Annotated in this window: 24 protein-coding genes and 1 pseudogene; 15 read left to right on the plus strand and 10 right to left on the minus strand. The window is 66.2% G+C overall.

Translation table 11 applies throughout. The annotated features are described in order from the left end of the window. Nucleotides 1–7: 7 nt before the first annotated feature. Together E0T84_RS17620 and E0T84_RS17625 are read right to left on the minus strand one after the other, a co-directional pair. Nucleotides 8–931, minus strand: a complete 924-nt coding sequence (locus tag E0T84_RS17620) for an NADP-dependent oxidoreductase (protein WP_070945443.1) — start codon at nucleotides 929–931, stop codon at nucleotides 8–10. Between the two features lie 21 nt (nucleotides 932–952). Continuing rightward, a complete protein-coding gene (locus E0T84_RS17625; RefSeq protein WP_070945444.1) occupies nucleotides 953–1366 on the minus strand; it encodes a cupin domain-containing protein in 414 nt (137 codons plus the stop codon). Nucleotides 1367–1475: 109 nt separating this feature from the next. Here E0T84_RS17625 and E0T84_RS17630 point away from each other — a divergent pair, with 109 nt between their 5' ends. Next, nucleotides 1476–2381, plus strand: a complete 906-nt coding sequence (locus tag E0T84_RS17630; protein WP_138745083.1) for a LysR family transcriptional regulator — start codon at nucleotides 1476–1478, stop codon at nucleotides 2379–2381. On the opposite strand, the gene E0T84_RS17635 is transcribed toward E0T84_RS17630, so the two are convergent. The 3 genes from E0T84_RS17635 to E0T84_RS17645 form a co-directional block, all read right to left on the minus strand. Then, nucleotides 2382–3890 (minus strand): GMC family oxidoreductase, encoded by a 1509-nt coding sequence (locus tag E0T84_RS17635; RefSeq protein ID WP_070945446.1) that lies wholly within the window; start codon nucleotides 3888–3890, stop codon nucleotides 2382–2384. Between the two features lie 106 nt (nucleotides 3891–3996). Beyond that, nucleotides 3997–5415: a wax ester/triacylglycerol synthase family O-acyltransferase gene (locus E0T84_RS17640; protein WP_070945447.1), complete on the minus strand. Its 1419-nt coding sequence runs from the start codon at nucleotides 5413–5415 to the stop codon at nucleotides 3997–3999. 28 nt (nucleotides 5416–5443) lie between these two features. Continuing rightward, nucleotides 5444–6667: an alpha/beta hydrolase gene (locus E0T84_RS17645; protein ID WP_070945448.1), complete on the minus strand. Its 1224-nt coding sequence runs from the start codon at nucleotides 6665–6667 to the stop codon at nucleotides 5444–5446. Nucleotides 6668–6790: 123 nt separating this feature from the next. Here E0T84_RS17645 and E0T84_RS17650 point away from each other — a divergent pair, with 123 nt between their 5' ends. The 3 genes from E0T84_RS17650 (at nucleotide 6791) to E0T84_RS17660 (ending at nucleotide 10604) form a co-directional block, all read left to right on the plus strand. Then, on the plus strand, nucleotides 6791–8953 hold the full coding sequence (locus tag E0T84_RS17650) for an acyl-CoA dehydrogenase (RefSeq protein WP_070945449.1): 2163 nt from the start codon (nucleotides 6791–6793) through the stop codon (nucleotides 8951–8953). A 251-nt stretch (nucleotides 8954–9204) separates the two neighbouring features. After that, nucleotides 9205–9567 (plus strand): nuclear transport factor 2 family protein, encoded by a 363-nt coding sequence (locus E0T84_RS17655; protein WP_070945450.1) that lies wholly within the window; start codon nucleotides 9205–9207, stop codon nucleotides 9565–9567. Nucleotides 9568–9701: 134 nt separating this feature from the next. Beyond that, nucleotides 9702–10604, plus strand: coding sequence for an alpha/beta hydrolase (locus tag E0T84_RS17660; protein ID WP_070945451.1), 903 nt, complete (start codon nucleotides 9702–9704; stop codon nucleotides 10602–10604). Here the strand turns inward: E0T84_RS17660 and E0T84_RS17665 are convergent. Next, nucleotides 10584–10829, minus strand: a complete 246-nt coding sequence (locus E0T84_RS17665) for a hypothetical protein (protein WP_070185787.1) — start codon at nucleotides 10827–10829, stop codon at nucleotides 10584–10586. The genes E0T84_RS17660 and E0T84_RS17665 overlap by 21 nt on opposite strands. Continuing rightward, nucleotides 10830–12365: an APC family permease gene (locus E0T84_RS17670; RefSeq protein ID WP_070185786.1), complete on the minus strand. Its 1536-nt coding sequence runs from the start codon at nucleotides 12363–12365 to the stop codon at nucleotides 10830–10832. It abuts the gene before it with no gap. 184 nt (nucleotides 12366–12549) lie between these two features. Between E0T84_RS17670 and E0T84_RS17675 the strand changes: the two genes are divergently transcribed. The 10 genes from E0T84_RS17675 to E0T84_RS17720 are packed head-to-tail and all read left to right on the plus strand — an operon-like array spanning nucleotide 12550 to nucleotide 20374. After that, nucleotides 12550–13830 (plus strand): aspartate aminotransferase family protein, encoded by a 1281-nt coding sequence (locus E0T84_RS17675; protein WP_070945453.1) that lies wholly within the window; start codon nucleotides 12550–12552, stop codon nucleotides 13828–13830. Next, nucleotides 13827–15380: an aldehyde dehydrogenase family protein gene (locus tag E0T84_RS17680; RefSeq protein ID WP_138745084.1), complete on the plus strand. Its 1554-nt coding sequence runs from the start codon at nucleotides 13827–13829 to the stop codon at nucleotides 15378–15380. The genes E0T84_RS17675 and E0T84_RS17680 overlap by 4 nt, the downstream gene beginning before the upstream one ends. 4 nt (nucleotides 15381–15384) lie before the next feature. After that, nucleotides 15385–15990 (plus strand): BMC domain-containing protein, encoded by a 606-nt coding sequence (locus E0T84_RS17685; RefSeq protein ID WP_070185783.1) that lies wholly within the window; start codon nucleotides 15385–15387, stop codon nucleotides 15988–15990. Then, a complete protein-coding gene (locus E0T84_RS17690; RefSeq protein WP_070945455.1) occupies nucleotides 15987–16496 on the plus strand; it encodes a hypothetical protein in 510 nt (169 codons plus the stop codon). The genes E0T84_RS17685 and E0T84_RS17690 overlap by 4 nt, the downstream gene beginning before the upstream one ends. 25 nt (nucleotides 16497–16521) lie before the next feature. Beyond that, entirely contained in the window at nucleotides 16522–16785 is a 264-nt protein-coding gene (locus tag E0T84_RS17695; RefSeq protein WP_070185781.1) for a EutN/CcmL family microcompartment protein, read from the plus strand. A gap of 12 nt (nucleotides 16786–16797) precedes the next feature. Continuing rightward, entirely contained in the window at nucleotides 16798–17079 is a 282-nt protein-coding gene (locus E0T84_RS17700) for a BMC domain-containing protein (protein ID WP_054600762.1), read from the plus strand. A 2-nt stretch (nucleotides 17080–17081) separates the two neighbouring features. Beyond that, the gene (locus tag E0T84_RS17705) at nucleotides 17082–17744 is read left to right on the plus strand and encodes a microcompartment protein (RefSeq protein WP_070185780.1); all 663 of its coding nucleotides are present in this window, start codon (nucleotides 17082–17084) and stop codon (nucleotides 17742–17744) included. Beyond that, nucleotides 17745–18758 (plus strand): phosphotransferase enzyme family protein, encoded by a 1014-nt coding sequence (locus E0T84_RS17710; RefSeq protein ID WP_070185779.1) that lies wholly within the window; start codon nucleotides 17745–17747, stop codon nucleotides 18756–18758. 19 nt (nucleotides 18759–18777) lie between these two features. Next, nucleotides 18778–19557 carry a 3-oxoacyl-ACP reductase FabG gene (gene fabG / locus E0T84_RS17715; protein WP_070185778.1) on the plus strand — a complete coding sequence of 260 codons (780 nt, stop codon included), beginning with the start codon at nucleotides 18778–18780 and terminating at the stop codon, nucleotides 19555–19557. A gap of 49 nt (nucleotides 19558–19606) precedes the next feature. Continuing rightward, complete coding sequence (locus E0T84_RS17720; protein WP_070945457.1) at nucleotides 19607–20374, plus strand: GntR family transcriptional regulator; 768 nt, start codon at nucleotides 19607–19609, stop codon at nucleotides 20372–20374. Between the two features lie 2 nt (nucleotides 20375–20376). Here the strand turns inward: E0T84_RS17720 and E0T84_RS17725 are convergent, their stop codons facing one another. Beyond that, on the minus strand, nucleotides 20377–20685 hold the full coding sequence (locus E0T84_RS17725) for a hypothetical protein (RefSeq protein WP_070185776.1): 309 nt from the start codon (nucleotides 20683–20685) through the stop codon (nucleotides 20377–20379). Nucleotides 20686–20736: 51 nt separating this feature from the next. Next, a complete protein-coding gene (locus E0T84_RS17730) occupies nucleotides 20737–21729 on the minus strand; it encodes an alpha/beta hydrolase (protein WP_138745085.1) in 993 nt (330 codons plus the stop codon). Nucleotides 21730–21799: 70 nt separating this feature from the next. Between E0T84_RS17730 and E0T84_RS17735 the strand changes: the two genes are divergently transcribed. Beyond that, nucleotides 21800–22498, plus strand: coding sequence for a UdgX family uracil-DNA binding protein (locus E0T84_RS17735; RefSeq protein WP_083284050.1), 699 nt, complete (start codon nucleotides 21800–21802; stop codon nucleotides 22496–22498). Here the strand turns inward: E0T84_RS17735 and E0T84_RS17740 are convergent. Then, nucleotides 22414–23172 (minus strand): annotated as a pseudogene (locus tag E0T84_RS17740) (ornithine decarboxylase); the annotation flags it as partial. The gene E0T84_RS17735 and the pseudogene E0T84_RS17740 overlap by 85 nt on opposite strands. Nucleotides 23173–23304 lie beyond the last annotated feature (132 nt).

Consider the following 23304-nt stretch of genomic DNA (forward strand, 5'->3'; position numbering starts at 1 on the left):
ACACACGTCAGTCGCTGTCGACGACTCTGATGATCGTCTTACCGGCGACCCGGTTCACCGGGTCGAATGCCGACACCGCATCCGCGAGCGGAAGTACCGCGCCGACAGTCGTCCGCAGGCTGCCGCTGCGGAGTTTGCGCTCCAACGTCGCGAGTTGTGCCCGGTCAGGCTCGACGACGAAGAACACCGCACGCGCATCGGCCGGCTGAACTCGCGGTGGCTCCGCGATGGTGACCAGGGTTCCGCCTGCGCGCACCAATTGCGCTGAGCGATCCAGAATCTCACCGCCGATCACGTCGAACACCACATCGACCTGACCGACGGCCTCGGCCCACGCGCCTTCCAGCTGCACGAACGCATCGGCACCCAGATCGAGCGCGGCCTCCCGCTGCGCTGCTCGGCCGGTACCGATCACCCGGGCTCCGCATTCGTGTGCCAGCTGCGCCGCGACCGATCCGACAGCGCCTGCCACACCGTGGATCAACACCGACTGCCCCGCCGCGAGACGCGCATGGTCGAACAGACCCTGCCAGGCTGTCAGGCCCGAAATCGGAAGTGCCGCCGCAACAGTGTGGTCGACATCGGCCGACAGCGGCACAAGGTTTCGCGCCTCGACCGCGACATACTCGGCGAGGGTACCGTTGCGGGCCCAGTCGGTGGGCCCGAAGACACGCTGGCCGATTGTCAGGCCCGTTGTCCCGTAGCCCAGTTCGGCGACGATGCCCGAGACCTCGTGACCTGGGACGGCCGGTGCCCGGTCCCGCCCGGCACGATCGACCCAGGTTCCCGGCCAGTCCAGCTCGCCGGGCGTGAACGCGGCCGCGTGCACCGCGACGATGACGTCATTCTCGGCGGCGTGCGGGTACGGCATCTCGGACAGCGACAGTCCGGCGGCGCCCGCTGCGCGGTCGCCGGTGATGATTGCTTTCACGGTCGTTTCCTCGTTTCTCGGTTAACCGTTCCTGATGTGGCGCGCTTCCGGATGGCGCAGATGGTCGCGGGCCTTGATCTCGTCGGGATCCAGCATGGTGATCATGTCGACACCCGGCGCACAGATGCAGACCGCCACGAACACGCTGCGCCGGTCTTGCTCCAGATTTGCGACCTGATAGTGGACCACATCTCCACCGGGCTCCCAGAAGGCTTCGCCCGCAATGATTTTCCTGGGCGCCTCGCCTTCCAGCTCGAACAGGATCGATCCTTCCAGCACATACCCGAAGACCGGCCCGGAGTGGCGGTGCGGCTGCACTCCCGGGTCGGCCGGCGGGATCTCGATGATCTGTGTCATCGCATGCGCGCCATCGGGAATCCGTGGCGGGGTGACGCACAGCAAATCGGTGACCGTGACATTGCCGGCAGCCAGCATCGTGCACTTCCTTCGTTCGAACCGTTGCCCTTCCATCAGACCAATGCCGCTTCATCAAGTCCAACGAACAATGTTGATCGTTTCTATCGCGAAACGCGATACTGAGGTCATGGAACTCCGCCAGCTCGAGTACTTCATCGCGGTCGCCAGTGAGATGAGCTTCTCCCGGGCCGCACACCAGACCCATGTTGTCCAGTCAGCCTTGTCCACGGCAGTGTCGAAACTGGAGAAGGAACTCGGCGTGGAACTGTTCGACCGGTCCAAACACCAGATCAGAATCACGCCTGCGGGAGAGTTGTTCCGCGAGCACGCCCGCCAGGTGGTCCAGACCGCGCGACTGGCCAAGGATGCGGTCAGCGCCTATCACGGGGAGCTGACCGGAACGGTCGATCTCGGGTCACTCATCTCCTTCGGCACCCTCGACGTACCGATGGTGCTCGGCGATTTCCACCGCGACTACCCGTTTGTCCGCATCCGGCTGCGGCAGAGCCAAATCGGCTCGATCGCCTACCTTTCGGCGATCACCGACGGATCCCTCGACCTGGCCCTGGTGTCAGCCCCCGACCGGTTCCCCGCGCGCGTTCAGATGCAGTTGTTGTGCTCGGAGCCGATGGTGTTCGTCTGCCGCCCCGATCATCCGCTTGCCCACCGCACCGCCGTCGAGGTCACCGAACTCTGCGATGAGGATCTGATCGGCTTCCCGCCCGAGTTCGGGCTCAGACGTCTCGTCGATGCCGCATTCGCGGCCGCCGGCGTGACGGCGCGAGTCTCGCACGAGGTGGCCCTTGAGTACTCGATCGCCGGTCGCCTGGTCAGACACGGGCTCGGCACCATCGTCATGCCCGCCAGCGAAGCAGCCCATTATCCGGACCTACGTGCGATCGACATACGACCGGCGATCATGTGGGATATCTACCTCGCCTCGGCCGAACAGGCACGGCTCGGGCCCGCCAGCGCCAAACTTGCAGAGTTTCTCGTCGCCTCCGCGCCGGCGCACGCCGGAAGTGGTCGCTAGTCACGTGCCGCCCAGAACAAAGTCGGCTGCGCGGTGGGCGATCATCATGGTGGGTGCGTTGGTGTTACCCGAAGTCAAGGTCGGCATGACTGATGCGTCGATGACGCGGAGTCCGTCGATGCCGTGCACGCGCAGTTCCGGGTCCACGACCGCCATGTCATCGGTACCCATTCGGCAGGTTCCGACGGCATGGCCGATGCTGGTCTCCCGACGGGCCAGCCAGGCGTGATCCTGTTCGCCGCGGTTCAGGTATGCGCCGGCAATGCCACGCATCGCCTCGGAGCCGTCGATGACGTCCCGGGCGAGGCTCATCCCCTTGCGCAGCCGGTCAACATCGTCGCTGTCACCCAGACGCTTCAATGCGATCCGGGCCTTTCCGTCGCGCAGCCCGACCCGACCCCGAGTTTGCGGATGCATCAGCACGGTGAACACCGTGAACCCGTTGACCCGCTCGATCTCCGTCCGGCCCGTGCTGGCGTTGAGCTCGTAATGTATGGGGCTGACCGCGATTTGGAATTCCTCGGTGAAGATCTGGGCTTCGAACGGCGACATCGTGAGGATTCCGGTGCCGTGGGTCAACAAGGAACGAATGCCCTTGAGCGCACCGACCGGGCCGAGCGTGTTCGCGGTGGGCACCCTCGATTCCCAGAATTGGGTGCCGACCAGATGATCTTGGAAGTTCTCGCCGACACCAGGGAGGGCGAGTGTGGCGCCCGACGGTCCGATTCCCGAGCGCAACAGCAAGGCCGGTGAGCCGATGGCCCCGGCGCTCAAGATAACTTCCTGGCGCGCAAGAAGTTTGCGTCCCCGGCACTCAACGCTGACGGCCCGACCGTTCTCGATCAGGACCCTCGACGCTGTCGTCCTGGCCAGCACCCGAGGCCGTTGACCTCGCGGTAGCGATCGCAGGAAGCCGTGCGCCGACGAGACCCGCAGTCCTCGGCGCTGGCTGACCTGGGTTCGAGAAACACCTAGTTGCGACCGACCGTTCTGGTCCGGGTTGCGTTCGTGTCCGGCCTCCGTTGCCGCGGTGATGAACGCGTCGTCGACCTCGTGGTGGTGCCCACACCACGACACCGGAATCGGACCGGCGTCACCGCGATACGCGTCGCCACCACCGACCCAGTTCTCGATCGCCTTGAAATGCGGCAGAACCTGGTCGAACGACCATCCTGGGCATCCGGCCGCGGACCACCCGTCGTAATCTGCGGCGCGTCCGCGCACGTAGACCATGGCGTTGATCGATCCGCTGCCGCCGATGATCCGGCCGCCGGGGAATTGCTCGGCGACGTCGCCTTTGCTGGGATCGGGTGCGCACTGGTGTTTCCAGTTCGCGGTCAGGTAGAGCGAGGCTATCCCGGTGGGCACGCGGACGTCGGGCCGATGCTCGGTGCCGCCGGCTTCGATCAGCACCACATCGGCACCTGACGACGCCAGCCGTGATGCCACGATCGATCCGGCCGAACCCGCACCGACGACGACATAGTCGGCGACGTCTCTATCTGCCACGCAACGGAGCGTAACCCGGGCCGATCCGCGGCGACGCGCGCGTGCAGAAACTGTCACTGTTGCACCGCGTGTCGGCCGGCAGACACAGTCGCTCGCGGTGCAGAAGTTACTGCGGCATCGCGGATTCGACCACGGTGAGCTTGTCCGAAAGACCTGCCACCCTGCGAATCTCGCGGAACTCGTCGAGCATGCCGTCAGTCACCTCGTGGGGATCCTCCACCGTGGCATCGTCGGACAGCACCGAGATGTTGAGCTGGTCGACATAGCTCCACACCGTGATGTTGAGCCCGCTGCCGGTGGTGATCGGCCCTACCGAGTAAATCTCGGTGACGGTGGCGCCGCCGACCTTGCCGCGTTCCCGTGGCCCCGGCACGTTCGAGATGTTGAGGTTGAGCACCTTGTTCTGGCCGTCCTGATGCGACAACCATTTGAACATCGCCTCGACCGGAGCCGGCGGCATGTACGCGGCCCAGCGCGCGATCAGTTCCGGGCCGATCAGTTGATGGCTTTCCTTGGCCAGAGCGGCCGCGTCGTGCGCACGCCGCACCCGCTCCGCGGTGTCCGGAACGTCCACTGGCAATGCCACCAGCACACCGCTGAACCGGTTGCCGGAGATCCGATCCGGCGAGAAGTCGAAACTCATCGGCACCGAGGCCAACAGCGGGTGGTCGGCCTTTCCGTCGTACTTGAGTGACAGCGTGCGCAGCACTCCCGACGACATGGCCAGCACCAGATCGTTGATCGTCACCCCGAGCTTCTTGCTCGTCTCCTTGACGTCGGCCAATGCCAGTGTGGCCGTGGCGAACAGGCGCTTTTCGTCGAGGATGTGATTCATGAAACTGGGTGGCGGGGTGAAGGGCCGGGTCAGCTCGGGCGACAGCTTGCGGCTGCTGCGCCGCACCCGCCCGAACCCCTTGGCCGTGTACCGCACCGTGCCGGGCAACCGGCCTAGCTGGCGCATGTGGTCGGCGAATGCCGAGCGCACCAGTTCAGTCTTGGTGGGTGCGGGGTCGGTGGCATACGAGTCGTCGTCGCGTTCCGGTCCGTCCTGCAGGTCCATCCCGCGAGCCAAGAGATTTGCCGAGGCGACCCCATCGGCGAGGGCGTGGTGGATCTTGCCGACCACCGCGATGCGCCCATTGGCCAGGCCTTCGACCAAGTACATCTCCCACAGCGGCCGGCTGCGATCCAACGGGGCGCTACCGATCTCGCCGATGGCCTCGTCGAGCTCACGCCGCCCGCCCGGGGCGCGTACCCGCCACGGCCGCACGTGGTATTCGAGGTCGACGTCGCAGTTCTCGCGCCACATCGGGTGATGGAACTTGAACGGGATGTCGACGAGCTGATACCGGAATGGGTCCAGCTTGTGCAGCCGCCCGCGGAGCACCTCACGGAACTCGTCGACCCCGAACGTCCGATCACCCATGTCATCAAGTGCGATGACCGCGATCTTCAACGTGTGCATGTGCACGTTGGGCGTCTCTGTATACAGCAGGAACGCGTCCCACCCACTCAACCGCTTCACGGTGTCCTCCCCAGGTGTGTGGAAACGTCTATATGACCGCTTTGGCCTCATCCATCGCACGATTCCGGTGAATTTGGTTGAGGAACAAGCCAACTGCCGTTGCCATCGCCCCGGTCCTGGCGCCGTCGGTCATGTCGAAGGCATGCCCGGCCCCGGGCAGCTCAATGTAGCCGACGACGGCCCGTGACACCGCCTTGAGCTTGTCGACGAAACTGCGTGCCTGCGCCACCGGGATGACGCTGTCACCGGTACCGTGGACGACCAGGAACGGCGGCGAGTCGGGGTGGATCTGGGCGATCGGGGAGGCTTTCCGGAATATCTCCGGATGGCGATCGATCTTGCGTCCCACCACAATCCGTTCCAGGAAGTCGACAAATCGGACCCGCTCCTCGGTGGAGCGGTCTTCCCAGTCGTAGCGTCCGTAGATTCCGACCACGGCGTCGACCGAGGTGTCCGCCCCGTCGGGTAGATCCCCCTGCAGGTCCGGGTCGTTCGGGGTGAGGCCGGCGAGTGCGGCCAGGTGACCACCGGCCGAGCAGCCCGCGATCGCGACGAAGTTACGGTCACCGCCGAACTTGTCGACATTGGCACGCGCCCAGGCGATTGCGGCCTTGACGTCGGTGATGTGCCGGGGCCAGCGGTGGTGCGGGGCGACCCGGTAGTCGATCGACAGACACACCCAGCCCTGCCGGGCCAGATGCGACAGCAACGCGTAGCCCTGCAGGATCCGCCCGCCGTGCACCCAGGCGCCACCGGGAACGAACAGCAACACCGGCGCGGGATGGGCCGGCAACTGCTCGGGGCGCCACACGTCGAGCAACTGGGACGGATCGTCGCCGTAACGTACCGAGGTCCGGTAGACATCGCGCCGGTACTCAAGCGTGCGCCACAACGGCGGCATGCTGTCCGGACCCGGCCAGTCGACGGCCAGGTCAGCAGGCGAGACCACGCCGCGCAGCGCGTCCTGGGCGATCGCGTTGGTCTGCTCGCGCTCGGCCTGCCGCAAATCGCCGTTGTCCGGCGTGAGCCAAGACTTCGCCGAGGACGTGAGGAAATCGGGCAGGTGACGGAACCCCCACACACTCATGGCGGTGAGCGCGCCCAGCGGCTCCAGGTGCTTGCCCACCACCGGTAGCGAAGCCGTTGCCAAGCTAAGTGCCAGCATGTGGTCGGCAGGATTGGCGCGTAGCAACCATCGCGCGCGATCTCCGAGCGTCGGTGCGGGGTACCGGTTATCCGGTCGTGCCGTCATTGCGCGAGCGTACCCCGCAACGGATTGACTCAGGCGACAACTTCGCCGACTTGTCCAACACCTGTCAAAATGTGACCTGCATCACGTCGACGTACCCTCAAACCCCCGTTAGCTTCGCTAATCATGACGAAGTCTGCGCTGGCCATCACCGAAGAGCACCAGGACCTAGCCGACGCGGCGCTTGGGCAGCTGAACCGGCTCGACAGCCGCGCGGCCGCCCGCGCCACGCTCGCGGATGCCGGGACCTATCCCGATGAAATCTGGTCAGCCGGCGCCGAACTCGGCTGGAACGGGCTGGCCATCTCCGAAGAGTACGGCGGTTCCGGTTTCGGGCTCGCCGAGCTTGCGGTGGTGGCCGAGGTAGCCGGCCGCGAATTGTCCCCGGGTCCGTTCCTGCCGACCGTGTCAGCCTCGGTGATCATCGACCGCTACGCGCCGGAAACCCTTCGCGCCGAGCTGCTTCCGGGCCTCGCCGACGGCACCACGGTTGCCGCCCTCGGGCTGGCCGGCTCGGTGCACGTCGGCCCCGACGGCCTGCTCGGCGGCCAGGCACGCGCGGTGATCGGGGCCCCCGATGCCGGGCTACTCGTGCTGGCCGCAGGCGACGACCTGGTGATCCTGGACGCGGCGGCCGACGGCATCACCGTCACCGCACAGGATTCCCTGGACACCACGCGCAGCATCGGCGCGGTGGACCTGCGGGCCGTGGCAGTCGAGGACAGCCGGATCCTGCGCGGCACGGCGCGAGCGGCGCGCACGGTGTTCCGCATCCTCGGCTCGGCCGAAGCGGTGGGAGTGTCCTGGGCCGCACTCGACATGGCTGTCGAATACGCGAAGGTGCGCGAACAGTTCGGCCGCACGATCGGCACTTTCCAGGCCGTCAAACACCACGCGGCCAACATGCTCGTCGACGCCGAACAGACCACCGCCGCAGTGTGGGATGCCGCCCGCGCCGACAACCTCGACGGGGCGTCCTTCGCCGCCGCGGTGGCCGCCGCGCACGCCATCCGTGCCGTGGTGTTCAACGCCGAGACCAACGTTCAGTTGCACGGCGGCATCGGCTTCACCTGGGAGCACGACGCCCACCTCTACCTGCGCCGGGCCCGCACGCTGGCCGCGGTCCTCGGCGACGGTGCCGATCCGCTGATCGACGTCGTCGACGGACAACGCAGCGGGCAGGCGCACGGGGCGTCCTTCGCGCTGCCGGCAGAAGCCGAGCAGTACCGGCAGAACGCGCAGGCTGCCGCATCTGCGGTGCAGGCGCTGCCCGAGGACCAGCGTCGCGACTATCTGGTGGACTCCGGCTACCTGGTGCCGCACTGGCCCAAGCCGTATGGCCGCGCTGCGAATGTGTTGGAGCAGTTGGTAATCGAAGAGGAGTTCACCGATATCGAGCGCGCCGACATGGGCATCACCGGCTGGGTGACCCTGACCATCGCCCAAGCCGGCACCGATGACCAGCGCGAGCGGTGGGTCCTACCGGTGCTGCGCGGACAGGTCATGTGGTGCCAGCTGTTCTCCGAGCCGGGCGCGGGTTCGGACGCCGCCGCGGTGCGTACCGCCGCCAAGAAGGTCGACGGCGGCTGGCGAGTCACCGGGCAGAAAGTGTGGACCAGCTTGGCCCAGCACTGCCAGTGGGGCCTGGCCACCGTGCGCACCGACCCTGACGCGCCCAAGCACGCCGGCGTCACCATGATGGCGATCGATATGAAAGCCCCTGGGGTGACGGTGAATCCGCTGCGCGGCCTGACCGGCGACGCGCACTTCAACGAGGTTTTCTTCGATGACGTGTTCGTCCCCGACGCCGATGTGGTGGGCGATGTGAACAAGGGCTGGCTGGTGGCGCGGGCCACGCTGGGCAACGAGCGCATCTCGATCGGCGGCGGTTCGGCCGCACCGACCGGATTCGACGCCGACGAGCTGGTGGCCCTGATCGATGCGGATCCCGACGGGGCCCGCTACGTGCGACGCGCCGGTGAGGTGATCGCCGTCGGCCACACGCTGCGGCTGCTCAACCTGCGCCGGGTCAGCCGGGCCATCGCCGGAGCCGAGCCGGGCCCCGAGGGCAACGTCACCAAGCTGCTGGTGGCCGAGCACTCACAGCATCTGACTGAGCTGGGCATGGCTCTGGTCGGCTCGGCCGGGGTGACGGGCCAGACGCCGAAGCTGACGCGGGCATACCTGGGCAACCGGGCGATGACCATCGCCGGCGGGACATCGGAGATCACCCGCAACACCATCGCCGAGCGCATCCTGGGCCTGCCCCGCGACCCGCTGCTGAAGTAGGTCGGTATCTCGCGGGGGGCCGGTTTCTACCTGCCGGTCGCAGCTCCACGCGATGCACGACCCTGGCGTGGAAAGCCGCACGCACGGACGACGGGATCGACGGCTTACACCGTCGGGACCGTGCCGCCGTCGACCACGACGTCCGCACCAGATCGATGGTCACCGGATCAGTGTGGCCGCTCCCCCAAGGGGAGACTCAAGATTGCGCCTGGCCTTGACCCTCCAGTCAGCGAACGGTCGACCCTGTCGGCATGTCCATTCAGCAGAAGTGTGAAATGCCCGCGGCGGTGCGCAGGTACGTCGATGCCGTCAACGCTTTCGACGTCGACGCGGTCTTGGCCACCCTCACCCCGGATGCACTGGTCCACGACAATCAGCGTGAGTTCACCACTCCAGACGCCATCCGGACCTGGGTGCACGACGAGATCGTCGGCGATCGGGTCACGATGCAGGTCGTCGAGACGGTCCAGCGGTCCGGGGTGACGGTGCTGCGGGCCCGCTACGACGGCGACTACGACAAGACGAACCTGCCCGGGGAGCTGATCCTCACCAACTACATCGTGACCCACGATGCCCTGATCGCCTCGTTGTTCATCGTGCTGAACAAGCCCTGACACGCCACGGCGCGCCGGTTTCGGCCTGCGGGTCTCGGTGCCACGCGATGCACGACCCTGGCGGGAAACCGCACGCACGGACGACGGAGGGCCTGCTCGACATGGCGTCGAGGACACCCGGTAGAACGGTAATTGTGACTGCGAACACAGACGCCCGGCCCGCGTTTCATCCCGACCTCGAACGCATCGCCCGCTTCCTCCCGCGACAGCTGGTGACCAGGCGTTCTCTGCCGCTGCTGCAACGACTCACCGTGCTGCAGAACCGGCAGACACCCAAGGATGTCGAAGTGCTCACCCTCAGCTCAGGGGTCGGGGTGCGGCTGTACCGGCCCGCCGGCGTCGCCGAACCGACGCCGGCCCTGCTGTGGATCCACGGCGGCGGTTATGTGCTGGGCAGCCCGGCGCAGGACGATGCCCAGTGCCGGCGCTTCGCCAGGGAGCTCGGCGCCACGGTGGCCGCGGTCAAGTACCGGCTGGCTCCGCAGAACCCATACCCGGCCGGTCTGGAGGACTGCTACGCGGCGCTGAAATGGTTGGCCGCACTGCCCGCTGTCGATTCCGCGCGCGTCGCGGTGGCCGGCGCCAGCGCCGGCGGCGGGTTGGCTGCCGCGCTGGCCCTGCTCGCCCGTGACCGCGGCGAGGTGTCCCTTGCCGCTCAGATACTGATCTACCCAATGCTCGACGACCGCTCGGTGGGACCGGAGTTGGAGAATCCGGGCCATCGGCTGTGGACCCAGGGCAGCAACAGATTCGGCTGGTCGGCCTACCTGGGTGGTGCCGATCCCACCGTTGCGGTGCCGGGCCGTCGCGAGGATCTGGCCGGTCTTCCCCCGGCCTGGATCGGGGTGGGAACCCTGGACCTTTTCCACGACGAGGACATGGCTTACGCCGAGCGCCTGCGCGCCGCCGGGGTCGACTGCCAGGTGGAACAGGTGTACGGGGCGTTCCACGGTTTCGACCAGATCGCGGCGAAAACTCCGGTGGCCCAGGCCTTCATGGCCAGCCAACTGGCGCGGCTACGCGCGGCGTTTGCCTGATTCACGCTGGTGCCGTAGGTATCGGCAGGCACGTTCCAACAGGCAGCGGTCGGCTGCCGAAAGTGCCCTGGCCTTCGGGATCTGACCAGCGACGATCCTGGCGAAACGGACACACAACTGCTCGGCGGTCATGCCGAACTCCAGCCAGACGTCGTCCTCGCGTGGTCCCCCATAGGGAGCCCACGCGAGGACGAACTTCAGCAACACGCGTTCGAACGAGTCCATCTAGTCTCGAACAACGTTGTCCTCGAACACGATCCGGCCGATCAACTCGTAGCGACGCGGATCGCGCAGCTTGAAGTAGGTGGCCATACCCGCGCCGAGGACGAAGATGCCCACCACGATCCAGGGCGTCAGCTTGAACAGCAGGGTCCCCGAGGCAGTGCCCGCCGCCGCATCCTTGTGCTCCCACAGCAGGTATACGACATAAAGCATGCCGATCCCGCCGAGGCCCGGGGCGATCAGTGTCTTGAACCAGTGCTTGGACACGGGATGGTTCTTGCGGATGTGGAAGTAGCTGATCACCGAGAAGGCGCACAGCGACTGCACGATCAGGATCGCCATGGTGCCCAGGATCGCCAGCAGTGTGTACATGTGCACGTACGGGTCCATCCCGGCGAACAGGAAGGCGAGGATGATCACCAAGGAAACGGCGCTCTGGACGAACGAGGCGATGTAGGGCGACCCGTGCGTGGGATGCGTTGCGCCGATGGTCTTCTGCAGTCCCTTGGAAAGGCCTTCGCGGCCCAGCGCGTACAGGTAACGCGAGGCGCAGTTGTGGAACGCCATGCCGCAGGCGAAGGATCCGGTGACCAGCAGGACGTTGAACACCGTGATCGCCCACTCGCCGTAGGTGCTGCGCACCGGGGCGAAGAAGATCTCCGAGGACGTCGCGGAATCCTGCGCGAGTTCTACGGCGTGCTGCGGGCCGGTGCCTGCGATCGCCATCCAGGACACGAAAACGTAGAACAGGCCGACACCGAGCACGCTGAGCATGGTGGCCCGGGGGATGATCTTCTTCGGGTTGCGCGACTCTTCGCCGTACATTGCGGTCGATTCGAAGCCGACCCATGACCAGAACGCGAAGAACAGCCCCAAACCGGCACTGGCACCGGCGATTCCGGCTGCCGGCGTGAAGGCGCCGATGGGGTTGAGGGTATCGGCGACAGCAAAGCCCTGCGGACCTCCGCCCTTGACCAGCACCGCCAGCGCTCCCAGTGCGAGCATGACGATCTCGGTCACCAGGAACACGCCGAGCACCTTGGCGGTCAGGTTGACGTCGAAGTAGGTCAGGATCGCGTTGACCGCCAGCATCAGCAGCGCCGGGATGATCCAGTGAACGTGGATCCCCAGCTGGGATTGCATGAAATTCTGGAAGAAGAACGAGAAGATCCCGATCAGGGAAGCCTCGAACACCACGTACGCCATGGTGATCAGACCGCCGCTGGCCATGCCGACCACCCGGCCCAGTCCGTGGGAGATATAGCCGTAGAAAGCTCCTGTGGTGGTGATGTGCTTGGCCATGGTCGCGTAGCCCACGGCGAAGAGGCCGAGGACGACGGTTGCCACGATGTAGCCGGCCGGCGCGTGCGAACCATTTCCGAAGCCGACTGCGATTGGGACGTTGCCGACCATTGCTGTGATCGGGGCGGCGGTGGCCACCGCCATGAAGATGACGCCGACGGTGCCGACGGCGTTGCGTTTCAGTCTCTGGACGTCGTGAGCTGTGTCTTCACTCCCGGCGACAGCTTGATCGGTCATCTAGCGGGATACCTTCCAGGTAACAGTGGGACACCCGATGTGGGCTGGACCACATCCGGGCCGTACGTATATTGGCACTACCAAAATCGATTGGCAAGCACTTTCCGCAACCATTGACACAAATGGTTGCGACCGTTTACGGTGAGGCCCATCACAGCTACCGGATAGCTGGAGAGGGAGCCGCATGTACGACTACGGCACGTTCACGTTCGAGTCCAAAGCCGAAGTGCTGGACAAGGCGAAGACGTTCTGGAATCCAGACAAGACACAGTTCTGGACTGATACCGGTGTCGATCTGGTGATCGACCGTCGCGAGGGATATTTCCTGTGGGACATGGGCGGCCGCCGCCTGATCGATCTGCATCTCAACGGCGGCACCTACAACCTCGGGCATCGCAACCCTGAAGTGATGCAGGCGATTACCGAGGGCATGGCGCACTTCGACGTCGGCAACCACCACTTCCCGTCGGTGGCCCGCACTGCCCTGGCACAGCGACTGGTCGAGACCGCACCGGCCTCGATCACGAAGGTGGCGTACGGGTCCGGGGGCGGTGAGGCGATCGACATCGCGCTCAAGAGCGCCCGTCACGCCACCAAGCGCCGCAAGATCGTCTCGATCGTCAAGGCCTACCACGGCCACACCGGACTGGCGGTGGCCACCGGCGACGACCGGTTCGCCAAGTTCTTCCTGGCCGACCAGCCCGACGAGTTCCTCCAGGTTCCGTTCAACGACATCGAGGCGATGGAGAAGGTCCTCGCCCCCGGTGACGTCGCCGCGGTCATCATGGAGACCATCCCGGCCACGTACGGATTCCCGCTGCCCGCACCGGGATACCTCGAGGCCGTCAAGGCCATCACCGAGAAGCACGGGACCCTCTACATCGCCGATGAGGTGCAGACCGGGCTGATGCGAACCGGTGAGCTGTGGTGCATCACCAAACACGGCATCGAGCCCGACATCCTGGTGACCGGAAAGGGCCTGTCCGGTGGCATGTACCCGATCACCGCGGCCCTGCTCAGTGATCGCGCCGCGAAGTGGCTCGACGAGGACGGCTTCGGCCACATCTCCACTTTCGGCGGCGCCGAGCTGGGCTGTGTCGCCGCGCTGAAGACGCTCGAAATCTCCACCCGCCCCGAGGTGCGATCGATGGTGCACTACATCGCCGACATCTTCGACCAAGGGCTGCAGCGCATCCAGGCCGACCATCCGGACTGGTTCGTCGGCATCCGGCAGAACGGTGTGGTGATCGGTCTGGAGTTCGACCACCCCGAGGGCGCCAAGTTCGTGATGCGCGAGCTCTACGAGAACGGCGTGTGGGCGATCTTCTCCACGCTGGATCCCCGTGTCCTGCAGTTCAAACCAGGTCTGCTGCTCTCGCGCGAGCTCTGCGAGGACGTCCTGGACCGCCTCGCCGTCGCCGTGGCCAGGGCCGAGACCGTCGTGAGAGGACGCAAAGCATCATGACCAGTACCGCACAAGCCGGCCACATGCTGGAGCGGGCCCGCTGGGCCGCGAGTGCGTACTCCGACTATGACGGAGCCGCGGTGTCGGCGATCGTCGACGCGGTGGCCGACGCCGCCTACGCCGCGTCCGAACGGTTCGCCGCAGAAGCCGTGGCCGAGACCGGAATGGGCGTGGTGGCCGACAAGGTCACCAAGAACCGGGCCTGCTCGCGTGGCATCGTCGACTACTACCGAGGTGACGACTATGTTTCGCCCCGCGTCGACGAAGCACGCAAGATCGTCGAGCTGCCGCGGCCCGCGGGCGTGGTGCTGGCACTGACGCCGACCACCAATCCCGTTGCCACGGTGTACTTCAAGGTGATCCTGGCGCTGATGACGAGAAACGCCGTCGTCGTCGCACCGCACCCGCGAGCCAAGCAGTGCTCGGCCGATGCGGCCCGGCTGCTGGCCGAGGCCGCGGTGGCGGCCGGGGCGCCGGACGGTGTCGTGCAGGTGATCGAGGAACCGTCGATCCCGCTGGTGCAGGCACTGATGGCTGACGAGCGCACCGACGTCATCGTCGCCACCGGCGGCACCGGCGTCGTGCGGGCCGCGTACTCATCCGGCAACCCGGCGCTGGGCGTGGGCCCGGGCAATGTGCCAGTGTTCGTCGACGCCAGCGCCGACATCAACGCCGCGGCCGAACGGATCGTGGACAGCAAGGCCTTCGACAACTCGGTGCTGTGCACCAACGAGTCTGTCCTGATCGCCGAGGACGCGATCGCGGGCAAGCTCAGCGGTGCGCTGACCCGCGCCGGCGCGCACATCCTCGACGAGGACGGCGCACGCCGCCTACGGGCCTACATGTTCGCCGACGGGCACCTCAACACCGATGTGGTGGGCCGCGACGCCGCCTGGATCGCCGGGCAGGCCGGACTGCGGGTCACCCCCAAGACCCGGGTGCTGATCGCGCCGTTCACCGACGTGATCGCCGAGGAGATGCTGGCTCACGAGAAGCTGTCCCCGGTGCTCGGCATGACCACCGCCGCCGACGCCGCGCGGGGTGTCCGTGCCGCACGCGCCGTGGTGCGGATCGGCGGTGCCGGTCACTCGGCGGCGATCCACAGCGAAAGCCCGGCCGTCATCACTGATTTCGCGGCTCAGGTGCCCGTTCTCCGAGTGTCGGTCAATGTCGGCAACTCGACCGGCAGCTCGGGGCTGGATACCAACCTGGCGCCGTCGATGACGATCGGTACCGGCTTCGTCGGACGCAGTTCGATCGGAGAGAACCTGCAACCGCAGAACCTGATCAACTGGGCGCGCATCGCCTACAACGGCGACGCCGCCGTGCCCATGGGCAACTTCGCCGGCATCAATCCGTGGCATTCACCGGCCGGACCGGTGCCGGAGTATCCGCGGGCCTCCAATGACCGTCACGGTGTGCCCTCGCAGATGAGAACGGCACCACGCCGGTCCACCCCCGCACACTCGACCGACCTGGGCCTGGACGCACTGCGTGCGGAGTTGCGCGCGCTGGTCGCCGAAGAACTCGCACAACTGATCAAGAGGTAGGGCTGTGGCTGAACTTCGTTCCTTCATCTTCATCGACCGGCTGCAACCGCAGACCATGTCGTATCTGGGCACCTGGATCAAGGGTGCGCTTCCCCGCGCCAACCAGGCTGCCCAGATCATCGAGGTGGCACCCGGTCTGGACATCGAGGGCGTCACCGACGTCGCCCTCAAACATGCCGAGGTCAAAGCCGGGATCCTGGTGGTGGAACGGCAATTCGGCTACCTGGAGTTTCATGGAGAGACCGGCGCCGTCAAAGCCGCTGCCGATGCCGCTCTGGACGAGCTCGGCGGCGACACCGGGGGCGCGGTCCAACCGAACGTGCTGGCCTCACGCATCATCTCCAGCGTCGACCATCAGCACGCGTTCCTGATCAACCGCAACAAGATCGGCTCGATGGTGCTACCCGGCGAATCGTTGTTCGTCCTCGAGGTGGCTCCCGCGTCCTACGCCATCCTGGCCACCAACGAAGCCGAGAAGGCCGCGGACATCAAGGTGGTCGACTTCCGGATGATCGGCGCCACCGGCCGGGTGTACCTGTCGGGCACCGAAGCCGATGTCCGCACCGCGGCCGAAGCTGCCCAGGATGCACTGGTGAGGGCCACCGCGTGAGCATCAACCGGGAAGAGTTGCGCGCCCTGGTGCGCGAGGTGGTGCGGGAGGCCGTCCGGGATGTCGGAGCGGCCGCCAAGACTCCGGGGCCGGTGGCCGTCCCCCCACCACCGGCCCCGGCTCCACCACCGCCGACGGTCGCCGACCAGTTCGGAGTGGAACCGACCGGCCCCCGAGCCGCCGACGCCAAGAACCGCACCGAGACCGTGCAACTGAACAACGACCGCGATCTCGACAACTTCGTCCGAAAGCTGTTGCGGCTCTTCGACAGTCCCAAGACCCGAGCAGATCTCAAGGCAGGCCGGCTCAGCTTCCGGCTGGCCGGGTCGACCCGATCGTCCGGTGGCGGTGCCAGTAGGCGCATCGAATCCGGTGCCGTGACCGAACGGCACATCGCCGACATGGCCGGCGGCACGCTCGTGCTGGGCCGCAAGGCGGTACTGACCCCACTGGCGCGCGAAAAGGCCCGCACTCTGGGCATCACGATTGAGAAGGAGCGCAAATGATCGCCCGAGCGACGAAGGAGCGCAAATGATCTCAGCGGTTGTCACCGGCAACGTGTGGTCGACCCGTCGGATCGACGGCATCCCGCCCGGGGCGTTCCTCGAAGTCGAGATCGACGGCACCGGCTCGAAGCTGATCGCGTTCGACGTCCTCGGCAGCGGAGTCGGCGAACGTGTCCTCATCGCCCAGGGATCGGTGGCCTCGGGATGGTTCACCGGCACCCCGCCCCCGGTCGACGCACTCATCATCGGATCCATCGACGACAAACCAGCTACCAACCCCAACAAATAAGGAGAAACACCTATGTCCAGCAACGCAATCGGACTGATCGAGACCAAGGGCTACGTGGCTGCACTGGCCGCCGCCGACGCCATGGTCAAGGCCGCCAACGTCACCATCACCGATCGCCAGCAGGTCGGTGACGGCCTGGTCGCGGTGATCGTCACCGGTGAAGTGGGTGCGGTCAAGGCTGCCACCGAGGCCGGCGCCGAAACCGCCTCCCAGGTAGGCGAACTGGTCAGCGTGCACGTCATCCCGCGTCCGCACAACGAGCTCGGCGCGCACTTCTCGGTCGCCAGCAAGTAGCCATGCCGACCGAAACGGAGGAGAGCACGCGGATTCGCACCCAGATCCGCGTCTACCTGTTGGTGGAGGATCTGCAGCGTCAGTTCGCCGCTTACCTCGGAACACCGACCCGGGCCCGGGGTTACCCACCGTACGAGGGTGAGCACGCGCTGATCGTCGAAGTGTCCCCCGCCTTGGCAATCGAGCGGGTGATCGACCTGGCCCTACGCGAAGTCCCTGGCATCCAGCCCGGAATCCTCTACGTGGAACGCCAGTTCGGAGTTCTCGAGATCCACTCGGCCAACTTGGAGGATGTGCAGCGGGCCGGCGAGGCGATCCTGGCCGGCACCGGCAACAAGGCCTCCGACCAGTTGCGGCCGCGGGTCCTGTACCACGACATCATCGAGAACATCACCGATCAGCACGCGGTGATCCTCAACCGCAACCGGCAGGCGTCGATGATCCTGCCCGGACAGTCCTTGCTGGTCTACGAGATGACTCCGGCGCTGTTCGCGGCGGTGGCGGCCAATGAGGCGGAACGGGCCGCGCCTGGACTTACTGTGGTCGACGTGCAGATGATCGGCGCCGCTGGGAGGCTCTACATCGGCGGCAGCACCGCTGAGGTCACCGTGGCCCGGGACCGGATCACGGCGGTGCTGGACGGTATCGAAGGCAGGGAGCACTAGATGGTTATCACCGACGAGATCGATGTCGCCCAACTGGCGCTACGCCAGTACGACATCGGGGCGGACGCGACGCTGCGGTTGCTGAACCTGTCCGAGAATGCCACCTATCTCGTCGACGACGCCGGCACCCAATCCATCCTGCGGGTGCACCGGCAGAACTACCACCGGCCCCACGAGATCGAATCGGAACTGGACTGGCTGGCAGCACTGCGCGCCGACAGCGACGTCACGGTTCCGACCGTGCTGCCGGCCCGTGACGGCCGTCGCCTGGTGACCGTCGACGCCGACGGGACGGACCGCCATGTCGTGCACTTCGGCATGGTCGCCGGGGCCGAACCTGACGAGGGTGCCTTGACCCTCGACGATTTCCACACGCTGGGCCGGATCACCGCTGCGCTGCACGACCATTCGCAGCGGTGGGAACGCCCCGCCGGGTTCGGCCGATTTTCCTGGGACTGGGAGCACAGCCTGGGAGCCGCACCACGCTGGGGCCGCTGGCACGACGCCGAAGGGGTCGGCGCCGCCGAGCAACAGGTGCTGGAACGCGCCCAGGCACTGTTGCACGACCGGCTCCACGCCTACGGCACCGGCCCCGATGTCTACGGTCTGATCCACGCTGATCTTCGGCTGGCCAACCTGCTGGTGGACCCCGACCCGGACGGCTCGGCAGGGTCCACAGGATCTTCCAAGATCACCGTCATCGACTTCGACGACTGCGGATTCGGCTGGTATTTCTACGATTTCGGCACCGCGGTGTCGTTCATCGAAGATGACCCGGCACTGCCGGAATGGCAGGATGCCTGGATGCGCGGCTACCGCACACGGCGCGACCTGCCGGCCTCCGACGAGGACATGCTGGCCTCGTTCGTGTTGCTGCGCCGGCTGTTGCTGCTGGCCTGGATGGGCAGCCACAGCCACTCCAAGGAATCGGCCACCAAGGCCGTCAGCTACGCCGCCGGCAGCTGTGAACTCGCCGAGCGCTACCTGCGCTCGGGCGGCCTCACCTTGACCTGACTCGCAAAGGATCCCAGATATGTTCGCATCACTTCAGGGCCGCTCGGCCATCGTCACCGGCGGCAGCAAGGGCATCGGCCGCGGCATCGCCCAGACGTTCGCCAACGCCGGGGTGCACGTCCTGATCACCGGGCGCAATCAGTCCGACCTCGATGAGGCGGTCGCGGCGCTCGCCGACACCCCGGGCCGGGTCAGTGCCCTGCGTGCGGACGTGACCAGCCCCGAGGATGCCCGCGGCGTGGTCGACACCGCCGTCGAGCGCCACGGTGGACTCGACATCGTCTGCGCCAATGCCGGCATCTTCCCGTCCGGTCGCCTCGAAGACCTCACCCCGGACGACATCGACCAGGTTCTCTCGGTCAACTTCAAAGGCACCGTCTACATCGTGCAGGCCGCTCTCGCGGCACTGACCGCCAGTGGCCACGGACGCGTCGTCATCACGTCCTCGATCACCGGTCCGATCACCGGTTACCCCGGCTGGTCGCACTACGGTGCGTCCAAGGCCGCGCAACTGGGCTTCCTGCGCACCGCCGCAATGGAACTGGCACCCAAGAAGATCACCGTCAACGCCGTGCTCCCAGGCAACATCATCACCGAGGGACTCATCGAAATGGGTGAGGACTACCAAAACCAAATGGCGTCGGCGGTGCCTGCGGGCCGGCTCGGATCGGTCGCCGACATCGGCAATGCTGCCCTGTTCTTCGCCACCGACGAGGCCGCCTACATCACCGGACAGTCGCTGGTCGTAGACGGCGGGCAGATTCTGCCCGAATCTCACATGGCGATCGCTGAACTCTAGTTCAACCCGGCTAGAATTGGCTGTACCAAAACATGGGCAGGGGGCCGGGGTGGCAGTTCACAGCGAGGAGTTACGCAGGCGCATCGTCGCCGAGATCAACGCGGGCACCCCTGGCGCCAAACTCGGCAGTGAACGCGAGCTGGCCGAACGGTACGGCACCAGCCGCTCCAGCCTGCGTCAAGTGCTGGCCGCGTTGGAGGAAGCCGGGCTGGTACACCGCGTGATCGGGCGGGCCGGCGGCATCTTCATCAGCCACGGTCAGGTCGAGCGCCATCTCTCCGACGTGGTCGGCGTCCCCGCCTTCCTGGCCAATCAGGGCTACGTCGCCGGGACGCGGGTGCTTTCCACCCGCATCACCACCCCCGACGACGCCACCCGAACCGCCCTGCGCCTGGGACCCGGCGACTACGTCACCGAGATCCAACGCCTCCGGCTCGCCGACGGCTCACCGATCTCGCTCGAACACGCGCAGTTTCCGGCCGATGCCTTTCCCGGCCTGCTCGATCAGCAGCTGGGCGGGTCGCTCTACGAACTCCTGGAATCCCAATACGGTTTGGTCACCGGCCGAGCCGATGAGCGCATCGAGGCGGTCAACGCCACCAGCAGCGAAGCCACCCTGCTGGGGATCAAGCCCAAGGCCGCGCTGCTGTTGATCACCCGCGTCACCTATGACCAGAACGGTTCTCCGTGCGAGTTCTCCCGCGACCTTTTCCGCGGAGACCGCACGGCCCTGGCGGTCACGGCCCAGGGAAGTGGCATCGCCACCCACGCCGACGCCAATACCGCCTCGGTCACGCTGCAACGTCAGGCCGGCTGAGGTTACTTCACCACCGGGTACAGGGAGTCGCCATCGTCCTCGGGATTGTCGTCGGGGTGCACGATCTCGACGTCCCGGGGTTCTGCGACGTTCTCGTCGACATCGCGGGGGCGCGGTTCTGCTGCCGTCACGTCCGGCTCTTCCTCGGCGAGCCTGTCGTCGAGTGATTCCGGACGCCCGGCGCGGTCCGCGCCGTGCCACTGCGCCGGCGGATCGACGACCTCGTCGCCGTCAGCGTTGGCGACCTCGTCGGAATCGGTCGACTCACTCGGCGACAGCGTGTCATCCGGTCCATTCTCGATATCGCTCATGGTCTTGGGATGCCCGCGTCGCCGCGGCGGGAAACTCTTCCCGGGGACCGATCAGGCTGCAGTCCGTACCGAAGCGGCGGTCACGCCCTTGACGAAGTCGCCGATGTAGCGGATGGCCTGTCTGCCCTCCGGAAGGATGTCGGCCGCCAGCGGGAAGTCATGCACCTGGCCGCTCCAGACATGCAGCTCGCAGGACGCGTGCGCGTCGGCCAGCCGTTCGGCCACCAGTTCCGAATCGGCGAACAACAGTTCGTCGGCACCCACATGGATCATCACCGGTGGCATGCCGGTGAGATCGGCGGTGGCCGGGTCGATCAGCGGCTCGGCGTCACACCGATTCGGCCGGCCTTGGCTGCGACGCACGGACCGGGCGAATGCCGAAAGGGCCGTTCCGGTGAACATCGAGCAACGGGAGATGTTGCGGTGAGCTAGTTTTCGGGCCGGGTCCAAGTCGATCAGCGGCGAGATCGCAGCCAGACCGGCGGCGGGAACGATACCGCGGGCCAGCGACCTGAGTGCCGTCCCGAAGGCCAGGTATCCACCGGCCGAGTCGCCGGCGATCACCGTGCGTTCCGCGCCGTAGCCACGTCGGCGCAGCCAGGACAATCCGGCCAGGGCATCCTCGACAGCTTCTGCCAGCCCGCATGCAGGCAGCATCCGGTAACCGACGTTGAGCACCAGCGCATCTGCCGCAGCCGACAAGCGTGTAGCCAGAGCACGGTGGGTGTTGAGCCCACAGGTGAGAAACGCCCCACCGTGCAAGTGGAGGACCGCGTTGTGCCCGGACGTTCCCGGTGCTCGCACCAGTTCTGCTGGGCAATTGGGCAACGCCACCGGCCGCACCGACGCGGCCGGCCGGCCAGGGATCAGACCCACCAGACGGTCGATCGAGCCCAACGGCCAAGCCAGATCCGGCTGCCATGCCCACGCGCGGATCGCATTTTTCACGGCTACCCGACAGCCGATTCCCAGGGCCGCCGCCTCAAGACTGCTTGTGCGATGCAATACCCGTTTAGCGGCATACGCCCCCGTCATGGCGATCATCTCCTGTTGTCATGACAACGAATACCCCAACTGCGCATGACAAAACGGTCGATGCGGGTATCCACCGGTCATGAACAGCGCGGCGTCATACGTCCCCGAAACACATAAGCTGAGCGAGCTGGCCAAGGCGGCGCGACAGTGCAAGGGATGCCCGCTGTACGCAGATGCCACCCAAACCGTGTTCGGATCCGGACGGTCTTCGGCCCGAATGATGTTGATCGGTGAGCAACCCGGCGACCGGGAGGACCTGGCCGGAGCCCCCTTCGTCGGTCCGGCCGGCCGGGTGTTGGACAAAGCCTTGGCGGCAGCCGAGATTGACCGTGCCGAGCTCTATCTGACCAATGCGGTAAAGCATTTCAAGTTCACCACCAACGAGCGTGGCAAGCGCCGTATCCACAAGACCCCCAGCCGCACCGAGGTCGAAGCCTGTCGCCCCTGGGTACTCGCCGAGCTGGATACCGTCGCTCCCGAAGTTGTCGTGCTACTCGGGGCGACCGCGGCCAAATGTCTGCTCGGCAACGACTTTCGGCTGACACGCCACCGCGGCGAGATCCTGCACGCCACCGGTCTACTCGACGAGGAACCCGCGCTGGTCGCGACGATTCACCCGTCGGCGGTGTTGCGGGGACCGTCGGAGTCCCGCCAGGAGGCCTTCGACGGGCTTGTTGCCGACCTTCGCACCGCCTATGCGACGACGCGAACGGTGTCCAGCGCGGGATCGGCGGGATCCGGAAGGTTCATGCCCGCCTCAAGGCCGGTACGGAGGTAATCCAGCACGGCTTCGTTGAGGCGTTCTCCGGGAACCACGGCGGGAATCCCCGGCGGGTAGGGGGTGATCTGCTCGGCGGAGATCCGTCCGGCGGCGTGTTCCACCGGAACATCCTCTACCGTCCCGAAGAACGCGTCCCGCGGCGCCATCACGGTCTCCAGTTCCAACTCTTCAGGCGTGGGCAGATCGACCCGTGGCGGCGCGGCGAAATCGTGCGCGGCCTTACGCCACAGCTTCAGCGCCTCGATCAACCGGCCGGCGGTGTCCGGTCCGTCGGCCAGCGACATGGTCGCCAATACCCGGCGATGGTCGGTCATCCCCAGGTCGAGCTGGCAGTACTCACGCAACCAGTCGGCGGCCTGATATCCCGAAGTGCCTGTCGCAGAGACATCGATCAGCACCTGAAGCCGGTCCAGATCGTGCGAGGCCTGCTTGCCCAGCAGTTCCTCGTCAAGCACTTCGATGTCGTCGATCTCCTCGATCTCGCGTCGCGTTTCGTTCGCCAAATCCAGGGCAGCGCCCATCAACTCGTGGCCGTGTTCGACCATCTGACGCCGCCAGCCATCAATCGCGCTGTACACCAGCACATTCGGGCTGGTCGTCATCAACAGGTCAGCACATGCCGACAGCCGGTTCTCGTCGACGAGATCGCCCTGTAGGTGGAACACCGAGCCCGCCGCTTATCAGGCGTTAAATTCTCAAAACACGCCTTAAAGGTGTGTTGAAGTGCAGTTTTATCCACGCATACATGTAACCTATTAGGTATGAGCAGCCAAAATTTTGCCGACCGGCAGCGGCGTGGCGCG

The sequence above is a fragment of the Mycobacterium sp. DBP42 genome, assembly GCF_005924235.1.
Lineage (GTDB): Bacteria > Actinomycetota > Actinomycetes > Mycobacteriales > Mycobacteriaceae > Mycobacterium > Mycobacterium syngnathidarum.